General features: G+C 63.5%; 23 protein-coding genes and 1 pseudogene. 11 read left to right on the top strand and 13 right to left on the bottom strand.

Translation table 11 applies throughout. The features are described from left to right. Window positions 1-229 precede the first annotated feature (229 nt). Together NKI50_RS28710 and NKI50_RS28715 are read right to left on the bottom strand one after the other, a co-directional pair. On the bottom strand, window positions 230-748 hold the full coding sequence (locus NKI50_RS28710; protein WP_352592758.1) for a hypothetical protein: 519 nt from the start codon (window positions 746-748) through the stop codon (window positions 230-232). A 355-nt stretch (window positions 749-1,103) separates the two neighbouring features. Then, the gene (locus NKI50_RS28715; protein WP_023718102.1) at window positions 1,104-1,373 is read right to left on the bottom strand and encodes an usg protein; all 270 of its coding nucleotides are present in this window, start codon (window positions 1,371-1,373) and stop codon (window positions 1,104-1,106) included. Window positions 1,374-1,662: 289 nt separating this feature from the next. Between NKI50_RS28715 and NKI50_RS28720 the strand changes: the two genes are divergently transcribed. The 3 genes from NKI50_RS28720 to NKI50_RS28730 all read left to right on the top strand — a co-directional run bounded on the left by NKI50_RS28720 (window position 1,663) and on the right by NKI50_RS28730 (window position 3,983). Then, window positions 1,663-1,977 (top strand): co-chaperone GroES, encoded by a 315-nt coding sequence (locus NKI50_RS28720; protein WP_023718103.1) that lies wholly within the window; start codon window positions 1,663-1,665, stop codon window positions 1,975-1,977. A gap of 59 nt (window positions 1,978-2,036) precedes the next feature. Beyond that, entirely contained in the window at window positions 2,037-3,668 is a 1,632-nt protein-coding gene (gene groL, locus NKI50_RS28725) for a chaperonin GroEL (RefSeq protein WP_023718104.1), read from the top strand. A gap of 102 nt (window positions 3,669-3,770) precedes the next feature. After that, window positions 3,771-3,983 (top strand): hypothetical protein, encoded by a 213-nt coding sequence (locus NKI50_RS28730; protein ID WP_352643628.1) that lies wholly within the window; start codon window positions 3,771-3,773, stop codon window positions 3,981-3,983. A 67-nt stretch (window positions 3,984-4,050) separates the two neighbouring features. On the opposite strand, the gene NKI50_RS28735 is transcribed toward NKI50_RS28730, so the two are convergent. The 6 genes and pseudogenes from NKI50_RS28735 to NKI50_RS28760 form a co-directional block, all read right to left on the bottom strand. After that, window positions 4,051-4,530 (bottom strand): GNAT family N-acetyltransferase, encoded by a 480-nt coding sequence (locus NKI50_RS28735; RefSeq protein WP_023718106.1) that lies wholly within the window; start codon window positions 4,528-4,530, stop codon window positions 4,051-4,053. A 108-nt stretch (window positions 4,531-4,638) separates the two neighbouring features. Beyond that, a pseudogene (locus NKI50_RS28740) lies at window positions 4,639-5,006 on the bottom strand (endonuclease domain-containing protein). A 290-nt stretch (window positions 5,007-5,296) separates the two neighbouring features. Continuing rightward, window positions 5,297-6,313, bottom strand: coding sequence for an ABC transporter permease (locus tag NKI50_RS28745; protein ID WP_023718108.1), 1,017 nt, complete (start codon window positions 6,311-6,313; stop codon window positions 5,297-5,299). After that, window positions 6,310-7,893 (bottom strand): sugar ABC transporter ATP-binding protein, encoded by a 1,584-nt coding sequence (locus NKI50_RS28750; RefSeq protein ID WP_352643626.1) that lies wholly within the window; start codon window positions 7,891-7,893, stop codon window positions 6,310-6,312. Before NKI50_RS28750 ends, NKI50_RS28745 begins: the two co-directional genes overlap by 4 nt. Window positions 7,894-8,115: 222 nt before the next feature. After that, window positions 8,116-9,066, bottom strand: coding sequence for a substrate-binding domain-containing protein (locus NKI50_RS28755; RefSeq protein ID WP_023718110.1), 951 nt, complete (start codon window positions 9,064-9,066; stop codon window positions 8,116-8,118). 229 nt (window positions 9,067-9,295) lie between these two features. Further along, entirely contained in the window at window positions 9,296-10,303 is a 1,008-nt protein-coding gene (locus NKI50_RS28760; protein WP_352589665.1) for an aldo/keto reductase, read from the bottom strand. Window positions 10,304-10,488: 185 nt separating this feature from the next. On the opposite strand from NKI50_RS28760, the gene NKI50_RS28765 reads away from it, so the two are divergent. The 6 genes from NKI50_RS28765 to NKI50_RS28790 all read left to right on the top strand — a co-directional run bounded on the left by NKI50_RS28765 (window position 10,489) and on the right by NKI50_RS28790 (window position 17,221). Continuing rightward, window positions 10,489-10,713, top strand: a complete 225-nt coding sequence (locus NKI50_RS28765) for a hypothetical protein (RefSeq protein ID WP_352589668.1) — start codon at window positions 10,489-10,491, stop codon at window positions 10,711-10,713. Between the two features lie 155 nt (window positions 10,714-10,868). Next, window positions 10,869-13,355 carry a DNA ligase D gene (gene ligD, locus NKI50_RS28770; protein WP_352589671.1) on the top strand — a complete coding sequence of 829 codons (2,487 nt, stop codon included), beginning with the start codon at window positions 10,869-10,871 and terminating at the stop codon, window positions 13,353-13,355. Between the two features lie 220 nt (window positions 13,356-13,575). Further along, entirely contained in the window at window positions 13,576-14,490 is a 915-nt protein-coding gene (ku, locus tag NKI50_RS28775; RefSeq protein ID WP_352643621.1) for a non-homologous end joining protein Ku, read from the top strand. Further along, window positions 14,487-15,581, top strand: coding sequence for a tetratricopeptide repeat protein (locus NKI50_RS28780; protein WP_352481636.1), 1,095 nt, complete (start codon window positions 14,487-14,489; stop codon window positions 15,579-15,581). The genes ku and NKI50_RS28780 overlap by 4 nt, the downstream gene beginning before the upstream one ends. A gap of 215 nt (window positions 15,582-15,796) precedes the next feature. Beyond that, window positions 15,797-16,441: an alpha/beta hydrolase family protein gene (locus NKI50_RS28785; protein WP_352496061.1), complete on the top strand. Its 645-nt coding sequence runs from the start codon at window positions 15,797-15,799 to the stop codon at window positions 16,439-16,441. A 9-nt stretch (window positions 16,442-16,450) separates the two neighbouring features. Further along, window positions 16,451-17,221: an exodeoxyribonuclease III gene (locus NKI50_RS28790; protein WP_352496062.1), complete on the top strand. Its 771-nt coding sequence runs from the start codon at window positions 16,451-16,453 to the stop codon at window positions 17,219-17,221. A 39-nt stretch (window positions 17,222-17,260) separates the two neighbouring features. Here the strand turns inward: NKI50_RS28790 and NKI50_RS28795 are convergent, their stop codons facing one another. The 3 genes from NKI50_RS28795 to NKI50_RS28805 all read right to left on the bottom strand — a co-directional run bounded on the left by NKI50_RS28795 (window position 17,261) and on the right by NKI50_RS28805 (window position 18,801). Beyond that, window positions 17,261-17,725 (bottom strand): GFA family protein, encoded by a 465-nt coding sequence (locus tag NKI50_RS28795; RefSeq protein ID WP_352481634.1) that lies wholly within the window; start codon window positions 17,723-17,725, stop codon window positions 17,261-17,263. A 97-nt stretch (window positions 17,726-17,822) separates the two neighbouring features. Next, window positions 17,823-18,026 carry a tautomerase family protein gene (locus tag NKI50_RS28800; RefSeq protein ID WP_292656388.1) on the bottom strand — a complete coding sequence of 68 codons (204 nt, stop codon included), beginning with the start codon at window positions 18,024-18,026 and terminating at the stop codon, window positions 17,823-17,825. Between the two features lie 34 nt (window positions 18,027-18,060). After that, window positions 18,061-18,801, bottom strand: coding sequence for an SDR family oxidoreductase (locus NKI50_RS28805; RefSeq protein WP_352643618.1), 741 nt, complete (start codon window positions 18,799-18,801; stop codon window positions 18,061-18,063). 100 nt (window positions 18,802-18,901) lie between these two features. Here NKI50_RS28805 and NKI50_RS28810 point away from each other — a divergent pair, with 100 nt between their 5' ends. Continuing rightward, the gene (locus tag NKI50_RS28810) at window positions 18,902-19,807 is read left to right on the top strand and encodes a LysR family transcriptional regulator (protein ID WP_352643633.1); all 906 of its coding nucleotides are present in this window, start codon (window positions 18,902-18,904) and stop codon (window positions 19,805-19,807) included. A 217-nt stretch (window positions 19,808-20,024) separates the two neighbouring features. Here NKI50_RS28810 and NKI50_RS28815 read toward each other — a convergent pair whose 3' ends face one another. After that, entirely contained in the window at window positions 20,025-20,576 is a 552-nt protein-coding gene (locus tag NKI50_RS28815; protein WP_352496063.1) for a DUF4019 domain-containing protein, read from the bottom strand. A gap of 204 nt (window positions 20,577-20,780) precedes the next feature. Here NKI50_RS28815 and NKI50_RS28820 point away from each other — a divergent pair, with 204 nt between their 5' ends. Continuing rightward, window positions 20,781-21,332, top strand: a complete 552-nt coding sequence (locus NKI50_RS28820; protein ID WP_502897775.1) for an isochorismatase family protein — start codon at window positions 20,781-20,783, stop codon at window positions 21,330-21,332. A 21-nt stretch (window positions 21,333-21,353) separates the two neighbouring features. Here NKI50_RS28820 and NKI50_RS28825 read toward each other — a convergent pair whose 3' ends face one another. Next, entirely contained in the window at window positions 21,354-21,836 is a 483-nt protein-coding gene (locus tag NKI50_RS28825; protein ID WP_352643614.1) for an Imm8 family immunity protein, read from the bottom strand. Window positions 21,837-21,970 lie beyond the last annotated feature (134 nt).

The raw sequence follows: 21,970 nt of genomic DNA on the forward strand, positions 1-21,970 counted from the left end.
GAGAAGCGGCTACGTTTCATGTCCTGGTCCTCTCGATGGGCCAGAACGAACTTCAAACCGGATTAGATCAGAGGGGCAAGGTCAGCAGCTGCCTTTCCCCCACTCCGGAGACTTTGTCCGCTGTCTAGTGGTACCCACCTGACTTGTACCCACTGACATAAGAGTCCGGCTCGGGATTTCCCTTGGCTACACGCGAAGGAGCGGGATTTTGCTTGGGCCAACTCAGTGGTCACCGTCGTGAAAAGTTCGAGTACCAATTCCATTCCCACGTTCTGCCTGCATCAGCGGAGAACGCACGGCTGTAAATCGGGGTTTGCGGGTTGCGCTTATCCCAGTGGAATTTTACGATAACGTCCTTGCCGGCCACAACCTCACGGCCGAAGAATTCGCCTTCGTCGCCATTGAACGAGCCCACCTTTCCGTCGTCGAGTTTGCCCGCGTTGCTGTCGGCCCAGTAGATCGTCCAGAGACGCGTCTTTGGATCGAACAATCGCACGGTGAGGCCCTCGAACGGCTTTCCTCCCAACTCCGTACGAAAAATGTCGAAGTTGCCCAAACCCACCAGGATTTGGCGGAACTCTTGGGTCGCGTCGAATTCCTCCCACTCGTCGCTGCCGGCCAGCGGTTCCTTCAACGTACGGTTCCTGATGTTCCAGTTGCCCACCAAATAGTCGAAGTCATTTTTGGACGACGTCTGGCTCGCCGTTATCGCAAGTTTCCCGTCCGATGAAAGAGAGAACGCACTCATCTACTTTCCTTTGGATCGACGTCGTGCCAGCACTGCCATCGCCGCGGACATGACGAATGTATGGGCGTTTCTGCGATGACTTCGGCGCGCTTCGCATGTCCAATCGCGGCAACAAGTGGATGGGACCCAACCGCGCGTCGTGAGGCACGCCCGCCGTCGCCTCCATGTTGCAACGCGTAAGCCGAAGACCCGTTCCGGACACGATCCGCTTCGGTTAGCTCCGCCACTCCGTCGCGAAGTCGCGTTGCTCCGCGCTCCACACAGGATTTGCTAACCGCCTTGAACCCCTGAACCGACCGCCCAACCGGATACCAAGTGTCAGATTCTGACCACTAGCGGCTGATCGGCTTGCTCTTCAGTGGACGGTGATGATGCCGTTTACGGCCCGCCATTCGGAGGGCTGGATCAGGTGATGATGGGCGACGCGCACCGAATGCAACGGGCCTTCGATCTCGCGCTCCCAGAAATCAAGGAAATGCTTCAGCGTCGGGAAATCAGGGGCGATATCGTATTCCTGCCAGATATAGAGCTGCAGCAGGCTTCGATGATCGGGTAGGCGGTAATGGATCTCCGCCGTGGTGAGGCCAAACCCTTGCATCTGGAGCTGAAAGTCCCTGCTGGTCATGCAATCTTCCTTCCGTTGAAATCTCCGTCCGCGAAAACGCCTCTTGTTCCACATAGGTTCCAGTCGCGTTCGGGAGAGCGACGAATGTGCAAGCAATTACAGTACATTGGCACTCTCATTGGTCGAGTGCTAAAATTTTTGCGTGACCCTCTTGAAAGCAGAAAAAAGCGCGACTAGTTCGTATGCACGCGATGCCTGATGAAGGGGTCGCGCACCCCGTGCCGGGCCGATATTGCCGGTCCGGTCAGGAGGATCTTCGAAAATCTGTTTGTCCCGAGAGGAGAACGACATGACGTTCCGTCCATTGCACGACCGTATCCTGGTCCGCCGTATCGAGGTCGACGAGAAGACCGCCGGCGGCATCATCATCCCCGACACTGCCAAGGAGAAGCCGCAGGAGGGCGAGGTCATTGCCGCCGGCCCCGGTGCGCGCGACGACAGCGGCCAATTGCAGCCGCTCGATGTCAAGGTCGGCGACCGCATCCTGTTTGGCAAATGGTCCGGCACCGAGATCAAGCTCAATGGCGAGGATCTGCTCATCATGAAAGAGAGCGACGTGCTGGGCGTTATCGAGGGCGCCGGCGAGATGAAGAGGGCTGCCTGAGGGGGGCCTGAACAAGCATTCCAGTCAACGAAAAGCTGCCTATTCGAAGGAGTGATCCAATGGCTGCCAAAGATGTGAAATTTCATACCGAAGCCCGCGAGAAAATGCTGCGCGGCGTCGATATTCTCGCCAATGCGGTGAAGGTAACGCTCGGTCCAAAGGGCCGCAATGTCGTCTTCGATAAGTCGTTCGGCGCGCCGCGCATCACCAAGGACGGCGTGACTGTCGCCAAAGAAATCGAGCTCGAGGACAAGTTCGAGAACATGGGCGCGCAGATGGTGCGCGAGGTCGCCTCGAAGACCAGCGACACCGCAGGCGATGGCACCACGACCGCGACGATTCTTGCTCAGGCCATCGTCAGGGAAGGGGCCAAGGCGGTCGCTGCCGGCATGAACCCGATGGATTTGAAGCGCGGCATCGACAAGGCGGTCGACGCCGTCGTCGCCGACCTGAAATCCAATGCCCGCAAGGTGACCAGGAACGACGAGATCGCCCAGGTCGCCGCCATCTCTGCCAATGGCGATGCCGAGATCGGCCGCTTCCTCGCAGAGGCGATGGAAAGGGTTGGCAATGAGGGTGTCATCACTGTCGAGGAAGCCAAGACCGCTGAGACTGAGTTGGAAGTGGTCGAAGGCATGCAGTTCGACCGTGGCTACCTCTCGCCCTATTTCATCACCAACCAGGATAAGATGCGCGTCGAACTCGAAGAACCCTATGTGCTGATCCACGAGAAGAAGCTGTCCAACCTGCAGGCCATGCTTCCTGTGCTCGAAGCCGCCGTGCAATCCGGCAAGCCGCTGTTGATCATCGCCGAGGACGTCGAAGGCGAGGCGCTGGCGACGCTGGTCGTCAACAAATTGCGCGGCGGCCTGAAGGTTGCGGCCGTCAAGGCGCCGGGCTTCGGTGACCGCCGTAAGGCCATGCTCGAAGACATCGCCATCCTGACCGGCGGCACGGCGATCTCGGAAGACCTCGGCATCAAGCTCGAGAACGTCACGCTGGAGATGCTCGGCCGCGCCAAGAAGGTGCTGATCGAGAAGGAGAACACCACCATCGTCGACGGTGCCGGCCGCAAGGATGAAATCCAGGCGCGCATCAGCCAAATCAAGGCGCAGATCGAGGAAACCACCTCCGACTACGACCGCGAGAAGCTGCAGGAGCGGTTAGCCAAGCTCGCTGGCGGTGTCGCCGTCATCCGCGTCGGAGGCTCGACCGAGATCGAGGTCAAGGAGCGCAAGGATCGCGTCGACGACGCCATGCATGCCACACGCGCGGCGGTCGAGGAGGGTATCCTGCCCGGCGGCGGCGTGGCGCTGCTGAGGGCGGCGAAGGCGCTCGATAACGTTGTCGTCGACAATCCCGATCAGAAGACCGGTGTCGACATCGTGCGTCGCGCCATCGAAGCGCCGGTGCGCCAGATCGCCGAGAACGCCGGTGCGGAAGGTTCGATCATCGTCGGCAAGCTGCGCGAGACGACCGACTTCGGCTATGGCTGGAACGCCCAGACCAACGAGTTCGGCGACCTGTACGGGCAGGGCGTCATCGATCCGGCCAAGGTCGTTCGCACTGCGCTGCAGGGTGCCGCCTCTGTTGCCGGCCTGCTGGTGACGACCGAGGCGATGGTGGCCGAGAAGCCGAAGAAGGAAACGCCCATGCCTCCGATGCCCGGCGGTGGCGGCATGGACTTCTAAGATCAGGCTTTCAAAGCGAGATTTCGAAACGGCAGATGGGCCGTGTCCGCCAACGCGGGCACGGGCTTGCCGGTTCGGGTCGAATGCTGAGCAGGTGTTGCCATGGATATGACGGACAGTTTTGGGAAGATCGCGGCGCCGACCCGCCCGAAGAACGATTTCAACTATGAAACCGATTGCAGGGCGGCGCTGGCGCCTTTGGTCGACGGCCTGCTGGATATGGCCGAGTCGGCCGGCTGGGACCGCCGCAAGGCTGCCTACACGCTGATGTTTTTGTCGGCTCAACGCGTGGGAGCCGGCAAGGAAAGAGCGTAAATGATCGCGGCGCGGATGCGCGATTGCCTGCTCTAGTGGGGAAATTGGCAGCTTCGCCGACAGTGCTCTAAGCCATCGGTAGTAACCGGCGCATAATCAGCGAGGCGTGGCCGCCCACCCCGTGTGCAGCCGGCCGGCGCTCGACCACTTCGAAACCGTGCTTGCGATAAAAGGCGATTGCCCGGTCGTTGCCCTCGATCACCTCCAGCGCGATGCTGGGAATCCCCGCATGCGCTGCAAGAACCGCGTGCAAAAGATCGGCCGCCAGCCCGGTGCCGTACTCGCTTTTGTCGATATGGAGCCGCTCGAGCATGACATCGCCCTTGTTGCCCATCGCGGCCATCGCGTAGCCGGCGAGCGAGCCGTCCGCCCGCTCGGCCACGAACCACATCTTGCTGTCGTCCCCGAGCTCGGTCACCAGCCGCTCCGGCGCGTGCTTCTCATCCGACAGCCGTGCCGTGGTCTCGGCACCCAGGATTGGCGAATAGGTGTGGCGCCAGGATTGGCCCAGCAGCCGCGATACCGAGGGCACGTCCTGTTCGGTCATGGTTCTTATTTGGGTCATTGGCACCTCGCCTCAGAAACCTGCCCCTTTTGAGCGGAGATGTTCGGCAGGACAGAGAGGTGCTGTCCCGCCGATCCTGCACGGCCGAGTTCAGCGCACATCCGCGCCGGCCGTCATGACTATGTGCTGGCAGACATTGTCGATATCGCGAATGACGTCGTCGTTCCAGAAGCGCAGGATAGTCCAGCCGCTGCTCTCCAAATAGGCGCTGCGTATCCTATCCCGCTCGGTGTGCTCAACGTCGGCGTGCTGGCTGCCATCGACCTCGACGATGAGGCCGTGCGTCGGGCAGGCAAAATCCACAATGTAGGGTCCAATCGGCACCTGCCGGCGAAAGCTCAAATCCATGAGCCGATGCGCGCGAAGCTCATTCCACAGTTCAGCTCGGCGTCGGTCATCGCGCGACGCATGGATTTTGCATTCTTGCGCTGGCGTGACGGAACGAGATCGTGCCCCACTAGGCGCTCCTGTCTTCGTGATTGGCGAAGTCATGGGTGACGATCTCCCCCCTTGCGGGGGAGATGCCCGGCAGGGGAGAGGGGGGTGCTGTCCCGCCAGCTTGTCAGCCATTTGCAGTCTAATCCTCCTGCTGGAATGGGCTTGGAAGCGGCTTACATTGAGACGTTGGCGATCCTTCCCACCCCCCTCTGTCCTGCCGGACATCTCCCCCGCAAGGGGGGAGATTGGCTGTTGCCAGCGCTTTCGCCAACCTCTTGCTGTCTTGCAGCGAAAATCGTCGCCCCCGCCATCACCGCCTTACCCGCGATTTCAGCCAGCGGTCGAAGGCGACGGCGAGGATGAGGATCAGGCCGATGACGATGCTTTGCGTGTATGACGAGACGTTGTTGAATTGCAGCCCGTTCTGCAGGACGCCGATCAGCCCTGCACCGACCACCGTGCCGCCGACGCTGCCGATGCCGCCGAACAGCGAGGTGCCGCCGATGACGACCGCCGAGATCACCGTCAGCTCGTAGCCGATGCCGGCGACGGCTTCGGAGGAGTTGAGCCGCGCCGACAAAACGAAGGCGGCAAGGCCGGCGAAGAAGCCGACGATGATGTAGACCGAGATCAGGATGCGGTCGACGCGCAGGCCGGAGAGCCGCGCGGCCTCGGCATTGCCGCCGACGGCGTAGACGGCGCGACCGTAGCGCGTGTAGCGCAGCACGATGTGGCACAGGATTGCGGCAATCGCGAAGATGATCGCCGGCACCGGCACCGGGCCGATCAGGCCGGTACCGAACCAGCGCATCGAGGCGTCGAAGCCGGAGATCGGGCCGCCATTGGAGATCGTCAGCGTTAGGCCGCGAAACACGGTGAGGCCGCCGAGCGTGACGACGAAGGGCGGTACTTTCAGCCTGGTGATGGCAAAGCCCTGGACACCGCCGGCCACGGCGCCGACGACGACGGCGGCGAGAAGGGCGGCGAACCAGCCATAGCCCAGCGTGCCCGTTGTCGACAGCGACAGCGTGTTGGCGGTGCCGCCCTTGGCCACCACCGCCGCGACCATGCCGCAGAAGGCGAGCAGCGAGCCGACCGACAGGTCGATGCCGGCGGTGAGGATAACGAAGGTCATGCCTAGCGCGATCAGGCCGGTGATCGAGATCTGGCGCATGATGTTGAACAGGTTGATCGGGTCGATGAAGCTCGGCTTCAGCACGGTGAAGACGACGATCAGCACCGCCAGGAACATCAGCGGGCCGAAGCTCATCAGCAGGCGCGCAAGATTGACGCCGCCGCGCTGGCTCCGTTCGGTCGTGCTGGTCATTGCGTTGCTTCCTGATTCTGGGCTTCCTGCTTCTGGTCGAGCGCCATCAGTTCCATCAGTTTCTCCTCGGTCGCCTCGATGCCAGGCATCTCGCCGGTGATGCGCCCGCGCCGCATGGTGACGATCCTGTCCGACACGGCAAGCACTTCGGGCAGCTCGGACGAGATCATCATGATGGCGATGCCGCGCGCGGCGAGCTCTACCAGGATCTGATGAACCTCCGCCTTGGCGCCGACGTCGACGCCGCGCGTCGGTTCATCGACGATCAGCACCTTGGGATCGCGTGCCAGCCAGCGGGCAAGGATGACCTTCTGCTGATTGCCACCGGACAGTCCCTCGATCGCCTGCTCGGGCGAGGCCATGCGGATCGACAGCATCTTCCTGTAGTTCGCCAGCGCTTCTCGCTCGCGCCGCTCGGCCATGAAACCGACATTGGAGTAGCGGTCGAGCGCGGCGATCGAGAAATTGGTGAGGATGGCGAGTGCGGCGAAGATCGCCTGGTGCTTGCGGTCTTCCGGCACCAGGCCGATGCCGAGCTCGATGGCATCGGCGGGTGAGGCCGGCGCGATCGGCCTGCCATCGAGCCTGATGGTGCCGGCGGCAATGCGGTCGGCGCCGAAGATGGCGCGGGCGAGCTCGGTGCGGCCGGAACCGACGAGCCCGGCGACGCCGAGGATTTCGCCCGCCTTGAGGTCGAGATCGACGCCTTCGAGCACGATGGCGTGCGGCGCCTGCGGATCGCGCACCGTGCGCAGGCCGCGCACCGAGAGCCGGACGTCGCCGGCGACATCGCGCTGCGTCGGCCTTGCATAGAGCTCGGAAGCGGCGCGGCCGACCATCTTCTCGATGATCTTCGGCAGTTTGATCGGCCCACCTTCGCGGTCGAGATGGCCGGCCAGCCTGCCGTCGCGCAGCACCGTCATACGGTCGCAGATTGCCGATGCCTCCTCCAGCCGGTGGGTGACGAACATGATGGCGACGCCGTCTTTGCGCAGCCGGCCCATAATCGCCATCAGCTTCTGCACTTCGGTTTCGGTCAGCGCCGAGGTCGGCTCGTCCATGATGATCAAGCGGCTCTTCAGCGATAGCGCGCGGGCGATCTCGACCAGCTGCTGTTCGGCCACCGACAGTGCGGAAACCGGCGTCGCCGGGTCGAGATCGAGGCCGACACGAGCGATGATCGCGCGGGAATCTTCCTCCATTCGCCGCCAACTGACCAGCCCGAACCGGCCGAGCGGTGCGCGGCCGATGAAAATATTCTCCGCCGCGGTCAGCGTCGGGATCAGGCTCAGTTCCTGGTAGATGGTAACGATGCCGTGGCGTTTCGCATCCTGCGGATTGTGCGGATTGAATTCGACGCCGTCGAAGACGATGCGACCGCTGGACGGCGGCATCACGCCGGACAGGATCTTGAGCAGCGTCGATTTGCCGGCGCCGTTCTCGCCGAGCAGGCCGAGTATCTCGCCGGGGCGGACTTCGAGCGAAACGTCGTTCAGCGCGGTGACGCCGGCAAAGCGCTTGGTCACGCCCTCGACGGTGAGCAGGGCGGGGGAGGGCACAATAGCGGCTGCCTTGGGCAAAGTTTGCTCCTCGATCATTCGGTCGTACGCAAGGCTGGCGGGACAGCACCCCCCTCTGTCCTGCCGGCCATCTCCCCCTCAAGTGGGGAGATTGGCAGCCTCGTTGGCCTCGCTTCTTCTGCAAGATCGAAAATTAGCGAAAGCCCGGGTAACATCCAATCTCCCCCTTCAAGGGGGAGATGGCCGGCAGGCCAGAGGGGGGTGCTGTCCCGCCGGCTTCGCCTACTTCGTCTCGCCCAGCCTCTCCGCCTTGTCGAGATTGTCCTTGCCGATGACGATCGGCGTCAAAAGCACCAGCTTTTCCTTCGGCTCGGTCTTGTCCCTGGCGTAGGCGACCGCGATCTGCACGGCGGTGCGCGACTGCTCGCCGGGGAATTGCTCGACCGTGCCGGCCAGCTTGCCGTCGCGCACAGCGACCAACGCTTCGGGAAGCGCGTCGAAGCCGTAGATCTTGACGTCGGTGAAGTTGCGCGCCGCGCAGGCTTCAACCGCGCCAAGCGCCATGTCGTCATTGGCGCAGATGATCGCGTCGGGCTTGCCGTTGGCGGCAAGGCCGGCCTCGGTGACGGACAGCGCCTCGGCGCGGGCGAAGTTGGCGGTCTGCTCGAAGATGATCTGGTACTTGTCCTTCATGGGATCAAGGACGTTGTGCACACCCTTGTTGCGGTCGATCGCCGGGCCGGCACCGGGCTGGCCCTGCAGATGGAAGATCTTGGCGCCGTTCGGGAACGCCGCCACCATGGCCTGTGCTTCGGCCTCGCCGCCCTTGACATTGTCGGCGCCGACATGGGCGAGGATGCCTTCGACGCCCTCGACGCGGCGGTCGATAGTGACGACGGGAACGCCGGCCTTCACCGCTTCCTCGATGGCTGGGGCCAGCGCGTTGACGTCGAGCGGCGAGATGACGATGGCGTTGACCTTTTGCACCAGTGCCGCCTCGATGTCGGCGGTCTGCTTGGGCGCCGAATTCTGGCCGTCGCTCTCGACCAGGTTGACGCCTTGCGCCTGCGCCTCAGCCTTGATCTGGTTCAGCATGTGCACGAAGAACGGAAAGCCGAGGCTCGGCACCGAACCGAGGATGGTCAGCTTGTCCTGGGCGAAAGCCAATTGCGGAGCGGCCAGCGCCAAGGCGCCCATCGCCGCGGTCGACAGCAGGAATTCACGTCTGTTGATCAATTTAGTCTCCTCCCAGATGAGCGCACGACCCCGAAACCGGAATGGGTTTTCCGGAAGGTTCCTTGCGTCGATTCAAAAATGGAGTGTCCTTCGAGCGCCCAACTCGTGTTTGAAGGGACGCAACGGCGCTCCAGCCGGTCCACCGCGACGTTCTCCTCCGCTCGGTGCCTGCCGGCGGATGCTAGCCAAGGCCGGAGCTTTGCGCAAGAACGGGAGAAGGCAAGACCTACCGATCGATCATCACCATGGTGCGCTCGCCGTAGCGCGGACCGGCGACCTTGCCCGGCGCCAGCGCGTCGTCGAGCACCTGCATCTCGGCGGCGTCGAGCCTGATCGAAGCCGCGGCGACGTTCTCCTCGAGATATTTTCTGCGCTTGGTGCCGGGGATCGGCACGATGTCGATGCCGAAGTCGCTCCCCTTGTGGAGCAGCCAGGCCAGCGCGATCTGGCCTGGCTTGACGCGCTTGGCCGCGGCGATGTCGAGTACCGTGGCTGCCGCCTGCATGTTGGCGTCATAGTTGGCGCCCTGGTAGCGCGGATCGCCGCGCCGGTAATCGCCCTCTGGATAGTCTTCGGCGCGCCTGACATCGCCGGTGAGAAAACCGCGGCCGAGCGGCGAGAACGGAACCAGGCCGATGCCGAGCTCCTTCAGCAGGGGAATGATTTCCGGCTCGAGATTGCGCTCCCACAGCGAGTATTCGCTCTGCACTGCCGACACCGGATGCACGGCATGCGCCCGGCGGATATTGGCGGCGCCGGCCTCCGAGAGGCCGAAGAAGCGGACCTTGCCCTGAGCAATCAACTCGCCGACAGCACCCGCCACCTCCTCGATCGGTACCGCCGGATCGACGCGGTGCTGATAGAGGAGGTCGACGTGGTCGGTGGCTAGCCTCCTCAGCGAACCTTCGACAGCCTCGCGGATATGCTCCGGCCGGCTGTCGCGCTCGGTGCCGACTTGCTTGCCGTTTTCGATGCGAAAGCCGAACTTCGTCGCGATCGTCACCTCATCGCGCCGGCCCTTCAGCGCGCGGCCGAGCAGTTCCTCGTTAGCGTACGGCCCATAGACTTCCGCAGTGTCGAGGAAGGTGCAGCCGAGTTCGATGGCGCGGTGCAGCGTGGCGGTCGATTCCGCCTCGTCGGCCGGGCCGTAGGACTGGCTCATGCCCATGCAGCCGAGGCCGATCATGGAAACCTGCAGCCCCTGGCCACCGAGTTTGCGTGTCGTCAACGTCATGTAAAGTTCTCCAGGTCAGCAGCGCGTTCCAAGCCGCCACGTTCAATATAGCGCGCCGGCTCGGTTTCCACAGAGCGAGAGACGCCGCCGCGCGAGGGTTCGCAGCGGTCGCCAAATTGACAGCCGACCCGCTCTCGGCCATCCTTAGGCATGCCGCCTTGCGGCTTTGTGCGTGAGTAACCAGCATGGCCAGTTCCGTCACCAGCCAGAAATCCAAGCGCGCCGCGGTGCGCGAGGCGCTCGACCGCCACAAGGTCTACATCACCGCGCAGCGTTTTTCCGCCGGCGGCTACAGTGCGCGAGTGCTGGTCGACGGCGAGGCCTATTGGGTCGACGAATTCCGGCTCAGCCAGCTGCAGCAGGGCTTGTCGCCGGCCGAGCTCGAATTGACGCCGGCCACCGACGATTGAGCGGCGTGACTTCCCATCCTTCGTCATCCCAGGGCGGAGCAGGAGCGAAGCGACGTCGCGGAGACCCTGGGATCCATGCCGTGACATTGGAGCGCCGCTGCGATGGGATTTTGATGCTGCGCTCGTTGCTTTTGCCCACCACCTACGCCTAGTCCATGCCAGCTCCTTCGAAGCTCAAGGCCTATCGCGCCAAGCGCGAGTTCACGAGGACGCCGGAACCGGCCGGTGGCCTGGCTGCCGGTGAAGGCAACCGCTTCGTTGTCCACAAGCACCACGCCACCGCCGATCACTATGATTTGCGCTTGCAGGTCGGCGACGTGCTGAAGAGCTGGGCGGTGCCGCGCGGCCCGTCGCTCAACCCGGCCGACAAAAGGCTGGCGGTCGAGACCGAAGACCATCCGCTCGAATATATCGATTTCGAGGGCGTCATTCCCGAAGGCGAATATGGCGGCGGACCGATGATCGTCTGGGACACCGGCGTGTGGGCGCCGATGGACGATGTCGAAAAGAGCCTGCGCACCGGCTCCTTCAAGTTCCGGCTCGCCGGCGAGAAGCTCAATGGCGGCTGGATGCTGACGCGGCTGAAACCGAAGCCCGGCGAGGATGAGGGCAAGAAGAACTGGCTGCTGTTCAAGGAGCGCGATCTCGCCGCCGATGCCACGCTCGACATACTGGAAGCCCGGCCGGAAAGCGTCAAATCCGGCCGTCGCATCGAGGAACTGGTGGCACCGCCGAAGCCGGCCGCCAAACCTGTCAGGCCGGTGGTGCTGAAACCCGGCGCTTTGCCGGGCGCCGTCAAGGCGCCGCCGCCTTCCCGGATCGAGCCGCAGCTGGCGACCTCCGTGGCCAAGCCGCCGGGCGGTGAGGATACTGGAGAGGAATGGCTGCACGAGATCAAGTTCGACGGCTACCGCACCATGGCGCACCTGGCCGACGGTGCGGTCAGGCTGATCACCCGCGCCGGCCTCGACTGGACGAAGCGCTATGGCGACCTGCCGCTTGCCTTCGCCAGGCTGCCGTGCCGGGAGGCGATCATCGACGGCGAGGTCGTCGCGCTCGACGCCAAGGGCATCAGCCGCTTTGCGCTTTTGCAGGACGCGCTGGCCGAAGGCGCCGGCAACAAGCTTCACTTCTACGCTTTCGACCTCGTCTATCTCGACGGCTGGGACCTGACAAAAGCGCCGCTTCGGCGGCGCAAGGCGCTGCTTTCGCAACTTCTGTCCGGTCTCGGCGCCAACTCCGCCATCCAGCTCAGCGATCATGTCGAAGGCGACGGCCAGGCGCTCTATGACCAGGCATCCGAGATGGGGCTGGAGGGTGTGGTGTCGAAACGCGCCACGGCGGTCTACCAGAGCGGCCGCACCAAAACCTGGACCAAGACCAAGGCGCTCCAGACCGGCGACTTTGTCATCGCCGGCTACACCGTCTCCGACGCGGCCGAGGGACTCGCTGCACTTGGCCTCGGCGAATTCGAAGACGGCGAGCTGCACTATCGCGGCAAGGTCGGCACCGGCTTCGATGCCGCGACCGCAGGCGAATTGCTGGCGCGGCTGGAGCCGTTGCGGGCCGGTGCATCCGCGCCCGAGGGCGTTCCGCGCGAGATCATGCGCGAGATGAACTGGGTGCGGCCGCTGCTTTCGGCGCATATCCATTACGCCAACCGGACCACCGACAATGCGCTGCGCCATGCCGTGTTCCGCGGCCTGCGTGACGTCGGCCTGTCGACGCCGGTTTCGGCCAAGCGCAAGCGGCTGATCGCCGAGGCCGACCTCGCCACAATCTGGGTGACCAACCCGACGCGGCGGCTGTTCGGCAAGACCGGCCCGACCAAGCTCGACATCGCCGTCTATTACGCGCTGGTCGGCGATTTCATGCTGCCGCACATTCTCGGCCGGCCGGTCTCGCTGGTGCGCTGCCCGACCGGCAAGCCGCAGGACTGTTTCTTCCAGCGCCACGCCTTCACCGGCATGCCTTCCTCGGTGGCGACCTTCGAGGCGACGAATTCGGAGGGCGAGACCAAATCCTATCTCTCGGTGGAAGACGCCAAGGGCTATCTGGCTCTGGCGCAGTTCGGCGTCGTCGAGTTCCACACTTGGGGCACCCATCGCACGCGGCTCGACAAGCCGGACCTGATCGTTTTCGACCTCGACCCGGGCGAAGGGATCGCCTGGCGCGAGGTGGTTGAGGCGGCGGTGCACATTAAGGGCGAGCTGGAAGCGCTAGGGCTGGTGCCGTTCGCCAAGACCTCCGGGGGGCACGGCATCCACATCACCGTGCCGGTGACGCAAAAGCAGAACTGGAAGAAACTGCACCAGGCGACCAGCGCCATCTCCACGCATCTTGCCGCCACCGCGCCCGACACTTTCACCACCACCATGGGCAAGGACAACCGCAAGCGGCGCATCTTCATCGATTTTCACCGCAATGCGCGCGGCCACACCTCGGCGGCTCCCTATTCACTGCGCGCCCGCACCAATTTGCCGGCCTCGACGCCGGTCAGCTGGAGCGATCTGGAATCCATCGATGCTCCACAGGATCTGAATTATTCCTCGCTGCCGGGCCTTCTGGCGACGTCAGGCGACCCTTGGGCCGACATGGAAGATTTCGCCAGGGATTTGCCGGCGATAGGCACCGCGACGTAGTTCTGCGAGCGCGGCCCAGACTCCATCGACGCTCCGGAAAATTTGAATTATTCTTCGCCACGGACCTCTTGCCTGCAGGCGGCTCCCAGCGGAGGAAGATTTCGCTAGGGATTTGCCGGTATTGTAAGGGGCAATGTAGGATTTCGGCAGCCGCATTCGTCCTCCGGACGAAACAGCGCTGCGAACAGTTCGACAGCACAAGGCCGCGTAGGAGTATTTCATGGCGCCCAGGGCAAGTTGGAAAGGTTACCTCAAGCTCAGTCTGGTCAGCTGTCCGGTCCGGCTCTATCCGGCGACCAGTGCCAGCGAGCGCATCAGCTTCAACCAGCTGCACAAGAAGACGCACAACCGCATCAACATGAAGCCGGTCGACCCTGAACTCGGGTTGGTCGAGCGTTCGGACCTGGTCAAGGGCTACGAATACGAGGACAAGCAATACATCATCATCGACGATACCGATCTCGACGCGGTGCGCATCGAATCCAACCATACGATGAACATCGAGGCCTTTGTCGACGAGCGTTCGGTCGACGTCATCTACCAGGACGCGCCCTATTACCTGGCGCCGGATGGCGCAATGGCCGAGGAGACCTTTGCCGTGTTGCGCGAAGCGATGCGCAAATCCGGCAAGCTGGCGATCGCCCGCCTCGTGCTGTCCAGCCGCGAGCGCGTGGTGACGATCGGCGCGCGCGAGAACGGCATGTTCGTCTGCACCTTGAGGAATCCGAACGAAGTGCGTGGCACGGCTGAATATTTCGGCAATATCCCGGCCGGAAACCCCGATCCGGAAATGCTGCAATTAGCCGAAGCGCTGATCAAGCAGAAGGAAACCACCTTCGACCCGAAGAATTACGAGGACCGCTACGAGATCGCGTTGATGACGATGATCCGCGAGAAGCTCAAGGGCCACAAGCCGATCATCGCGGCGGCGCCTGAGCGCGGCAACGTCATCAATCTCATGGATGCGCTGAAGGCGAGCCTGTCGCAGTCGGCCAAGCCACCGGCCAAGTCGAAGAGCAAGGCCGATGAAACAGCCAAGCCTGCGGTGAAATCCGCCAAGGCCGGCGCTGGCGCGGCCAAGGAAAACCCGCTCAAGGCGAACCTTCTCAAAGCCGTCGGCAAGAGCAAGGCGTGACGGCTCTTGCCGGCACGGTCTTCGGCATCGTCGGCGCGCTGGCGGCCTTTCCGCTCAGGCTGGCGGCGCGCGAGGTCGCGCGCCAGCACGGCCAGTTGCGGCGCGGCGTCACTCGGCGCACCACGCATGTCGTGTTGGGCCGCATGTTGCTCGCCAGGGCCGGCGACATCGAGATCGAGCGCCGCGTCGCTGCGGAACGTGCAGCCGGGCGCAGGCTGGTCAGCGAGAACGGCTTCCTGCGGCTGCTCGGGTTGATGAAGGCACCGGAAGCCTCGACGCTGTCGCGGCAGTCGCTGATCGATCAGTCGCGGCTGACCGGCGCCGATCTCGACCTTTTGTCGCTGTTCGACGCCTTCGAGCATGATTGCGAACCGTATTCCTTCCGCGACCTGATCCTCGCCCGCAAATATGCCGGGCTGGTCGCCGGCGGCGCCTCATGGGGCGCGATCGTGCGGTCGGTGCATCGCTCCGGCCCGATCGCCTCGCTCACCGCCAAATCGCTCAATGTCGGCTCGCAGCACGGGCGGGCCGACGCGATCTATCTCGAGGGCGGCCAGAGCGAAGTCAACGGCCAGCTGCTGTTCGATCTGGGAACGCAGGATGACGACACGCTGGAAGAGCTGTTCGCCGATGCCGAGGCGGCGGAAGAGGCTGAAGACCACGAGCAGGCCGCGGCACTCTACCAGCGCTGCCTAGCCATCGACCCGAGCGATGCCATCGCCGCCTTCAACCGCGCCAACTGCCTGCGCGCCTCCGGCCACGCGGCCGAGGCGGCGCACGACTATGCCCGCGCCATCAAGTGCGACCCGGTGTTCGTCGAGGCATGGTTCAATCTGGCCGGGCTGATGAGCGAAGAGGGGCGGGTGGCGTCGGCTCGGCGGCATCTGCTGAAGGCGATTTCGCTAGATGCGAAGTACGCCGATGCGGTGTTCAACCTTGCGAGGCTGGAGTTCGACGCCGGCAATCTAGCCGAAGCGCGGCGGAACTGGGCGCGCTACCTCGAACTCGACGCGGATTCCGAATGGGCACGTATGGCGGCCAAGGGTATCCAGTTCGTCGATTTGCAGCTGGCGCGGATGTCGGCGGGGTGAGGTAATCCAATGCCTGCGCTTGAACACCCCCCTCTGTCCTGCCGGACATCTCCCCCTCAAGGGTGGAGATCGGCAGCTTCGGCGCCCCGCGTGCCTTTCAGCTTTGGTGGTTGGCGAAAACGCAGACGTCATCCAATCTCCCCCCTTGAGGGGGAGATGGCCGGCGGGACAGAGGGGGGTGCGAAGGAACTCGGCCTTCATCTGCGGGCCACCCCATGACGACCTTCCTCTTCGACGGCCCCGACACCGCCCCAATCACCATCCTGCTCGCCCATGGCGCCGGGGCGCCGATGGATTCGCCCTCGATGACCGCGACGGCAAAAGCGCTGGCCGAGGCCGGCTTCCGCGTTGCGCGCTTCGAGTTCCACTACATGGCGGCCCGCCGCTACGGCCATCGCAAGCCGCCGCCGCGCGCCGAGACGGTGAACCCCGAATACGTCAAGGCAATCGCCGACCTCCGGGCGAAGGGCGTGAAGGGTCCGCTGATCATCGGCGGCAAGTCGATGGGCGGGCGCGTCGCTTCGATGATCGCCGAGGAGATGTTTTCGAAGGGCGAGATCTCGGGCCTGCTTTGCCTTGGCTATCCCTTCCATCCGCCGGGCAAACCGACACAGCTTCGGACGAAGCATCTCGCCGATCTGAAGACGCCGACATTGGTCTTCCAGGGCACGCGCGACGAGTTCGGGACCAAAGACGAGGTCGCGACCTATGCTCTGTCCGACGCAATCGAGATCTTCTGGCTGGAAGACGGCGACCATGATCTGAAGCCGCGCAAAAACATCTCCGGCTTCTCCACCGCCGATCATCTGAAGACGCTGGCTGATGCAGTGAAGGCGTGGACCGAACGGATCGTGCGCTGAAGCAGGCCGATGAAGATCGCCACCTTCAACGTCAACAACATCAACGGCCGGCTGCCAAACCTGCTCGCATGGCTGGCCGCCGCCAAACCCGACATCGCCTGCCTGCAGGAGCTCAAGGCCAGGCAGACGCAGTTTCCGCGCACCGCGCTTGCGGCGGCCGGCTACGGGGCGGTGTGGGTCGGGCAGCCGACCTGGAACGGCGTCGCCATCCTTTCGCGTGGCTCGGAGCCGGTGCTGACCCGCGAGGCGCTGCCCGGCGACGACGGCGACCAGCAGGCGCGCTACATCGAAGCGGCGGTCAACGGCATCGTCGTCGCCTGCCTCTACGCGCCGAACGGCAATCCGCAGCCCGGCCCGAAATTCCAGTACAAGCTGGCCTGGCACGAAAGGCTGGAGACGCATGCGGCGCAGTTGCTCGACACCGGCCTGCCGGTGGTGCTGGCCGGCGACTACAACATCGTGCCCGAGCCGCGCGACATCTACCCGACCCGCTCCTATGACGACAACGCGCTGGTGCAGCCGGAAAGCCGGGCATCGTTCCAGCGGCTGCTCGACCAGGGCTGGCTTGATGCGCTGCGCAAGAAGCACCCGACGGAGACGCTCTACACATTCTGGGACTATCGCCGCAACCGCTGGCCGCGCGATGCCGGCCTGCGCCTCGACCATATCTTGCTCAGCAAGAAGCTGTCGCGCCGGCTGGTAGCGGCGGGCATCGACCGCGACGTGCGCGGCGAGGTCGGCGCCAGCGACCACGCGCCGGTCTGGCTGGAGTTGAAGTGAGGCACGAAAGCTGGCGCCGCCTTTCCGGGCGGCAACCAGTCAGGTTGGCCGCGCCGCTTCGCGGGCGAACGCCTCGATCAAAGGGGCGTATCCCTCAAGGTCGGGCTGAGTAGCGAAACTGTAGGTAGCGGCGGTCGAAGCCCAGGGCAGCTTTTCCGAAGTGAAGACTTCGACGAAGGGCACGTACCAATGGTGCTCGTCCAGCATGGTCGCGCGCACGTTGACAAGGAAATCCAGGCCATGCGGACGCGTGAACATCCAGTTCTTGCAGTGCGGGCAATAGAGCTGCCGGTGCGGGCCGTGCAGGCCGCCGACCACCGGCTCGCCTTGCGTTATGGCGAAACCGTCGCTGGGCACGGCGATGGTCAGGGAATACGCGCTGGCGCTCAGCTTCTGGCAGCCGGTGCAGTGACACGCCGTCGTCAGCAAGGGCGGCGCGCTGATGCGAAAGCGTATTCCACCGCACAAGCAACCGCCGTCCCAAGGTAGCTTCCAATCGTCCATCGCTGGCCTCGCCTTAGCCTCTGCCAGCGATCTAGCGCGCGACCGCCAAGCTGCAATCTCACCCTTGAGGGTCCCAGAAGGGAGGAGATCGGCAGCTTCACGTCCTTCCCCCAGGAATCGTGAACACCACGTCGGCGCGGCCGTAGCCGCCATCGGCGACCTCCTCGATCAGCACCATCGTGTAGGGGCGCACGCCTTCGCCGAACATCTCGACGAACAGGGCTGTGGTCTTGTGGACGAGGTCCTCCTTCTGTCCGGCGGACAGCGCGCGCTCAGGCACCTTGAAATTTGCAAACGGCATGATGTCGATTTCCTGTTGATTGTTGGAGGTAAAGTCAGACCGTGCCGCCATTGGCGCGCAGCACCTGGCCGTTGACCCAGCCGCTGTCCGGTCCGGCGAGGAACGACACCACGCCGGCGATGTCGGCGGGCTGGCCGAGCCGCCCGAGCGGGATCATCCTGGTGATCGTTTCGACCAGTGCCTCGGACTTGCCGCCGAGGAACAGTTCGGTGGCCACCGGCCCCGGCGCCACGACATTGACGGTGATGCCGCGCGGCCCGAGTTCCTTGGCTAGCACATGGGTCATCGCCTCGACGCCGGCCTTGGTGGCAGCGTAGACACCGTAGGTCGGCTGGTAGAGCCCGACCACGCTGGACGAGAAGCTGATGATGCGGCCGCCCTGGCGCAGCCGCCTTGCGGCCTCGCGCATGCCGCGGAAGACGCCGCCGAGGTTCACCGCGACCTGTTGCTCGAAACCGGCGTCGTCCGTCTGCGCGATCGGCGCGAGCTTCATGATGCCGGCATTGTTGACCAGCACGTCGAGGCCGCCAAAGGCCTGCTCGGCTGCGTCGAACAGATGCGCGACCCCCTTGGGATCACCGACATCGGCTTGAACTGCGATCGCCGTGCCGCCTGCCGCCTCGATCTCGCGCACCACGCCTTCGGCGGCTTCTGCGCCTCTGGCATAGTTGACGACGACCGAAAAGCCGTCGCGTGCCAGGCGCCTGGCAATTTCGGCACCGATACCCTTCGAGGCGCCGGTCACCAACGCCACCTTTCCATTCCGCGCAGTCATGTCAGCTCTCCAATTCTTGTCGGCTGAAAATAGGCGATAAATCCTGCGGGATAATCGCTCGGGACTTGCCAACACCATTCGGATATGGCGAACAATGGCGATGGACAGTCTCGACCGGATGCGCCTGCTTGCCCGTGTGATCGAGCGCGGCAGCTTCACCGCGGCTGCCGCCGATCTCTCGATGTCGCGATCGACCGCCACCGAGGCGATCAAGGACCTAGAGGCGCGGCTGGGGGTGAGGCTGCTCGAACGCACCACGCGCCATGTCACCCCGACGTTGGACGGCCAGGCCTATTACCAGCGCTGCCTCGCCATCCTTGCCGATGTCGAGGATGCCGAGGCAGGCTTTCAATCGGCGCAGCCGCAGGGCCTTTTGAGGATCGACGTGCATGGCTTCATGGCCCGCCATTTCATCCTGCCGCGGCTCTCCGAGTTCCTCGACCGCTATCCCGGGATCGACCTGCATATCGGCGACGGCGACCGGCTGGTCGATCTGGTGCGCGAGGGCATCGACTGCGTGCTGCGTTCCGGCGAACAGGCCGACAGCGGCATGATCGTGCGGCGGGTGGCAACATTGCGCGAAGTCACCTGCGCCAGCCCCGCCTATCTCGAAAAGCACGGCATGCCGGCAACCCCCGACGATCTCGAAGGCCATCTGATGGTCGGCTTCCGCTCGTCGCGGACCGGCGAGGTCATGCCGCTCGAATTCACCGTTGGCGGCGCGTTGCGCTATGTCAGCCTGCCCAACCGGGTGACGGTCAACGGCTCCGACACGATGGCGGAGCTGGCGCGTCTCGGCTTCGGCCTGGTGCAGGCGCCGCATTACCGCTTCGCCGGGGATTTCGCACGCGGCACGCTTGTCGAAGTGCTGCCGGATTACCCGCCGTCGCCGACACCACTGTCGGCGCTCTACCCGCAGAACCGCCAACTCGCGCCGCGGGTACGCGTGTTCATCGACTGGGTGACCGGGATTTTTGGCGAGGATGGGACATCGGGCCGGGTGTGATCGTGCACCGGGCCGCCGGCTACTTTGCGAAGGGCGATCGGAACGAGATATGCCGTGACGGGCGGGGTTGGGTGAGGACCTAAGCTGCGCTCTCGCTGCGTTCGCGTCCAAGGGCCGGCAAACTGTAGGAGATCACCGACATCGTTGCGCTGATCGAAGCGAGGGAAGCCGAAAGCCGATGGTCGCGGAACGTACAAAAACGGACCGCGCCTCACGTTCACGATGGAAAATTCGGACAGTTAGCCGACAACTCGGCCCATGCTCGATCCAATTCGAGTTTCGATTGGGTCTTTTCAATGCTTTTCGCGGCAGCGTTGTCGATGAAGTTGCTTTCGATCCGCATGACTCGAAAATGTCCACCTGACGGCCGCTGATAGAGGACAATATAGCCGCAGTAACGATCGATGTTTTCAAACTTCGCCGCTATGTCGACCGCGGCATAAACGCCAGGAAAGGCAGCATTCGCTGGGTCCTTCAACCACGTGAATTTGAGTAGCCGGCGCTCGCGCACAGCGCCGGCTTGAGAATGAAAATCCTTACTTTGCTCCACGAAGGCGTTCGATGGGATCGAAGCTTTCGCGGTATCAGTCATCATTTCGTATGCCCGCCCATACTCTTGGTTATCGAGCGAAAGGAAATAGCGACCAACCGTTTCCGTTGCATCTCGAACCGCGTCCTCCGAGGGCGTCCACTCTTGCGATTGTGCGGGTAGGATCGCAACCAACACCGAAGTCACGATCGCAAGGAAAGCTACGGCTGCATGTGTCATGGGAATTTCGTCGCAGGAGCTTGCCACGAATGCAATCCGGTCACGGCCGATAGCCAGAATTTCGAACTGACCCACATCCCAATAGCGCGCTATGTTAGCGCTGCTGCAAGCGGACTGTCACGGAACTCCAGCCACCTGCCATTGCGCTGCGCGTCATCGCGGCCCTGATCCTTGATCAGCTCCGCCCTCGTGCTATAAAAAGCTATGTCAGGGACCAGCCCCGCGGCCACTGCGCCGCTCATCGTGATCGATCTTCAGACCGGCATGTTCGACGGCGTTGCCGAACCGCCGATCCATGATGCCGACGGCATGGTTGCCCGGACCCGCGCGCTGATCGAATGGGCACGGCGGAGCGGGCGCAAGATCGCCTTCATCAGGCACGGCGGCCCGCAGGGCGATCCTCTGGCGCCGGGTGAGCCGGGCTGGCCGGTGTGGCCGGCGCTCGGCCAGGCCGAGGACGAGCCGATTTTCGCCAAGCGTGTCGGCGACGCGTTCAGCAATGCCGCGCTTGCAGAATGGGTAGTCGGGCAGGGCGCCGGCGAGGTCATTCTGATCGGCGCGCAGACCGATTTTTGCGTGGCGGCCACGGTGAAGGGCGCCTTTGCGGCGGGCCTGGGCGTCACCGTGGTTTCCGACGCCCACAGCACGCTCGACACCACCAGCGAGACCGCGGCGGAGATCATCGTCCGGCACAATGCGGCATTTGCCGCCGCCGGGGTCAAGCTGGCGACGACAAAGGCCCTTACCGATAGCTGATCGCCGGCTCATTCGGCAGGGCTACTTAAGCCAAGACTCGTATGCGGCCATTCCGTCGTATTCCCATTCGAAGCGTTTTCGTAATGCGCGGACGCTTTCCTTCCACGTTGTTCCTTCGCATTTATCGAGAATGTTGAGGAGGCTTTGTTTGAGACTGGGCCAGTCAAACTCTTCGACGAAGATGACCGCGCGCCGATTGAGATTTATCTGGTCTCTGATCTGGTTAGCGATGACGTACACCTCGAAGTAATCGCTTCCAATATCCTCGTCCCACCCGATCGCCAGGGTTAGTGCTAGAGCGAAGCTCTTGGGATCCGTCGGCCGCCACTGTTCCAGTATTTTCTCGCTGTCCGGGATTTTCATGCCGGAGCGGATTTCCTGCTCGGTACACCCCTCGCTGATCAGGCTTTCCGTAACAAGATGACCGTTTTTCAATATTGGACCGAGATTCCCTGCGCTAACGCCTCTCAACCTCAGCCGGGATGGATAGACGATATTTGACATGGCCGTCTTTGCAAGCTTGCAATCACCGCAAGGTAGTGACCAATTCTCGGCCGGGCAATCGATGTCCATCGACCCTGAAGGCTTTGGGCGATTTGGCGCAGGCGTTCATGATTTGCAGGCTTCCTCTGAGGGGG

Source organism: Mesorhizobium sp. M0563 (assembly GCF_040321065.1).
Taxonomy (GTDB): Bacteria; Pseudomonadota; Alphaproteobacteria; order Rhizobiales; family Rhizobiaceae; genus Mesorhizobium.